This is a genomic window from Arthrobacter sp. Y3223164, from assembly GCF_059091005.1.
In genome coordinates this window covers 1-3184 of sequence record NZ_JBNHGF010000319.1, presented here as the reverse complement: position 1 = coordinate 3184, position 3184 = coordinate 1, and the positions used below count along the sequence as shown (strand labels likewise).

The following is a 3184-nucleotide window of genomic DNA, read 5'->3' as shown; positions in this document are numbered from 1 at the left end:
CCGTGCACGACGCCGCCGCCGGTCATGTGCGGGGCGCGGATCGAACCCTGGCGGGCGCGGCCGGTGCCCTTCTGCTTGAACGGCTTGCGGCCGGCACCGGAAACCTCGGCGCGGGTCTTGGTCTTGTGGGTTCCCTGCCGGGCAGCAGCGAGCTGGGCGACGACGACCTGGTGCAGCAGCGGCACGTTGGTCTGGACGTCGAAGATCTCTGCAGGCAGGTCAACCTTGAGCGTGTTGGCCATTGAACTAGGCTCCCTTCACAGCGGAACGGACGAGAACGACCGAGCCGCGGGCACCGGGAACGGCACCCTTGATCAAGAGCAGCGAGTTCTCGGTGTCCACAGCGTGAACCGTCAGGTTCAGCGTGGTCTGGCGGACGGCACCCATGCGGCCGGACATGCGCATGCCCTTGAAAACGCGGCCCGGAGTGGACGCGCCACCGATGGAACCGGGCTTGCGGTGGTTCTTGTGCGCGCCGTGCGAGGCACCCACACCGGCGAAGCCGTGACGCTTCATGACACCGGCGAAGCCCTTACCCTTGGTGGTTCCGACGACGTCGACCTTCTGGCCGGTCTCGAACAGTTCCACGGAGAGTTCCTGGCCCAGCTCGTAGGAGCCGGCATCGGCGGTGCGCAGCTCAACCACGTGGCGGCGCGGGGTAACCCCGGCCTTCTCGAAGTGGCCGGCCAGCGGCTTGGTCACCTTGCGCGGGTCGATCTGGCCGTAGCCGATCTGGACGGCGGTGTAGCCGTCGACGTCCGCAGAGCGCAGCTGGGTGATGACGTTGGAGTCGGCCTTGACGACCGTGACCGGGATGAGCCGGTTGTTCTCGTCCCAGACCTGGGTCATGCCGAGCTTGGTGCCCAGCAGTCCCTTTACTTGGCGTGTAGTGGTAGACAAAATACTCACTCCCCTACAGCTTGATTTCGATGTTCACGTCCGCCGGCAGGTCGAGCCGCATCAGCGAATCGACGGCCTTGGGCGTGGGATCGATAATGTCGATCAGCCGCTTGTGGGTGCGCATTTCAAAGTGCTCCCGGCTGTCCTTGTACTTGTGCGGCGACCGGATAACGCAGTACACGTTCTTCTCGGTGGGCAGCGGCACGGGGCCCACTACCGTTGCGCCTGCACGCGTGACCGTCTCAACGATCTTCCGTGCTGAAACATCAATGACCTCATGGTCATATGACTTCAGACGGATGCGGATTTTCTGTCCCGCCATGGCGTCTCCGCTCTCTTTCTCAGTGCTGCTCTGTTGACTTTCTCCTGATGCGCCCCGACGGCTGGATCGCTCCTGGCCTGGCGCTCCTCCGGCAGACTGAATCCGGATAAATCCGGGTTCCTCACCCTGCTGAGGCTCCGACCCCCGCGGTCGGGCGTGTCGCGAACATTCTGCGCACTCCGCCCGCTCAAAATGGAGGGTGGGTTATATTTGGGCTTCTTGAAATCCGTGGAGCCTGACCCTGCCCCGGGCATTATCCCGGGCGGGACCCAGCTTCGCACGAAGACATGCAAAAGCGCTTGAACAACTCATCTAGTGTGGCAGACTTCGGCCCTGATTGCGAATCGGCCCCCGGGCCGGTGCCCGCTCCCCCGCCGCCAGGCTATGGCGCGGACCAGCCGGCAGTGCGATGCTGGTGCCAGCCCGCTCCTGCGGGCGCCGCACACGAGAGACCAGGTTTCAGGAGGACAGCAGCGAATGGCAATGGACAGCGGGCGCCTGGCGGCAATGATCCCGTCCGACTTTACCCTGGGAGTGGCGACGGCGGCATTCCAGATCGAGGGCGCCGTGGCCGAGGACGGCCGAGGACCCTCCGGCTGGGACGCGTTTTCGCACGAGCCCGGGCGGATTGCCGGCGGCGCGACGGCGGACGCGGCCTGCGACCACTACCACCGGATGCCGGAGGACGTCGCGCTGATGGCCGAGCTCGGCGTTGACTCGTACCGGTTCTCGCTGTCCTGGCCACGGATCCAGCCCGGCGGACAGGGGCCGGTCAACCAGCGCGGCATCGACTTCTACGACCGCCTGCTGGATGAACTGCTGGCCCGGGGCATCTCCCCGATGTGCACGCTCTACCACTGGGACACCCCGCTGCCGCTGGAGCACGGCGGCGGCTGGCTCAACCGGGATACCGCGTACCGGCTCGCCGACTTCGCGGCGATCGCCGCGGACAAGTTCGGCGACCGGGTGGACCGCTGGGTCACGATCAACGAGCCGACCACCGTCACCCTCAACGGCTACGGCCTCGGCGTCCATGCTCCCGGCCAGGCCGGGCTTTTCGACGCCCTGCCGGCCGCGCACCACCTCATCCTCGCGCACGGACTCAGCCTCTCGGCCCTGCGGGCCGGCGGGATCACGGGCGATGCGGGCATCACGAACGTCTACTCCCCCGTGGTGGGCGCCAAGGACGGGCTGGCCCACGATGTGCTGGTGGAACTGTACGACGTGCTCCACAACGGCATGTTTTCGGACCCGGTGCTGCTGGGCCGCTACCCAACGTTCAACCCGGTGCTCAAGCCCGCACTCCAGTACCTGCGCGAGATTCCGGACGAGGACCTGGCGGTGATGAGCCAGCCGCTGGACTTCTACGGGCTGAACTACTACTTCCCCACCAGGATCGGCATCGGCCCGGGGCCGCTGACCGGGCCGGAGGCGATCCCCGACGGCCTGCCCGAGCTGCTCTGGGAGCAGGGCGGCGAGCTGCCGTTCCACCTGGCCGCGTGGCCGGGGTATGACCGGACAGAATTCGGCTGGCCCGTGGCACCCGACTACCTGCAGGTCGCCCTGGCCCAGATGGCCGGGCGTTACCCCAATCTGCCGCCGGTCTACATCACCGAGGGGGGCGCCAGCTTCAAGGATGTGGTGGTCCGCGACGCGCTGACCAAGAAGCCGTCGGTCGCCGACGTGCGGCGGATCGACTACCTGGCCTCGCATTTGGAGGCCGCGCTCACCGCGACGGCGCCGGACGGGCCCGCAGCCGGCATCGACCTGCGCGGCTACTACGTGTGGACGCTGATGGACAACTTCGAATGGGCGGCCGGATACAGCCAGCGCTTCGGCCTGGTGTACGTGGACTTCGCCACCCAGCAGCGGATCCGCAAGGCGTCCTTCCACTGGCTGAAGGATGTGGCCGCGCGCCGCACTCGTGCCGGTGCCGGCGAGGCGGCCGGGCAGACCGAGCCG

At 67.1% G+C, this 3184-nt stretch carries 4 protein-coding genes; 1 reads left to right on the top strand and 3 read right to left on the bottom strand.

The window, feature by feature from the left end:
• The 3 genes from rplD to rpsJ form a co-directional block, all read right to left on the bottom strand.
• Nucleotides 1–242, bottom strand: a 242-nt coding sequence (gene rplD / locus AC5RUJ_RS13280) for a 50S ribosomal protein L4 (protein WP_494155985.1), incomplete at its 3' end; no start/stop codon positions are given.
• A gap of 4 nt (nt 243–246) precedes the next feature.
• Nucleotides 247–900: a 50S ribosomal protein L3 gene (gene rplC, locus AC5RUJ_RS13275; RefSeq protein WP_493979219.1), complete on the bottom strand. Its 654-nt coding sequence runs from the start codon at nt 898–900 to the stop codon at nt 247–249.
• A 13-nt stretch (nt 901–913) separates the two neighbouring features.
• A complete protein-coding gene (gene rpsJ / locus AC5RUJ_RS13270; RefSeq protein WP_003803825.1) occupies nt 914–1222 on the bottom strand; it encodes a 30S ribosomal protein S10 in 309 nt (102 codons plus the stop codon).
• Nucleotides 1223–1699: 477 nt separating this feature from the next.
• Between rpsJ and AC5RUJ_RS13265 the strand changes: the two genes are divergently transcribed.
• Nucleotides 1700–3184: glycoside hydrolase family 1 protein (locus tag AC5RUJ_RS13265; RefSeq protein ID WP_494155984.1), on the top strand; the 1485-nt coding region annotated here is incomplete at its 3' end.

Bases quoted from the DNA above. Each gene is read 5' to 3' on its own strand.
- rpsJ (WP_003803825.1), bottom strand. From the start codon at position 1,222: ATGGCGGGACAGAAAATCCGCATCCGTCTGAAGTCATATGACCATGAG.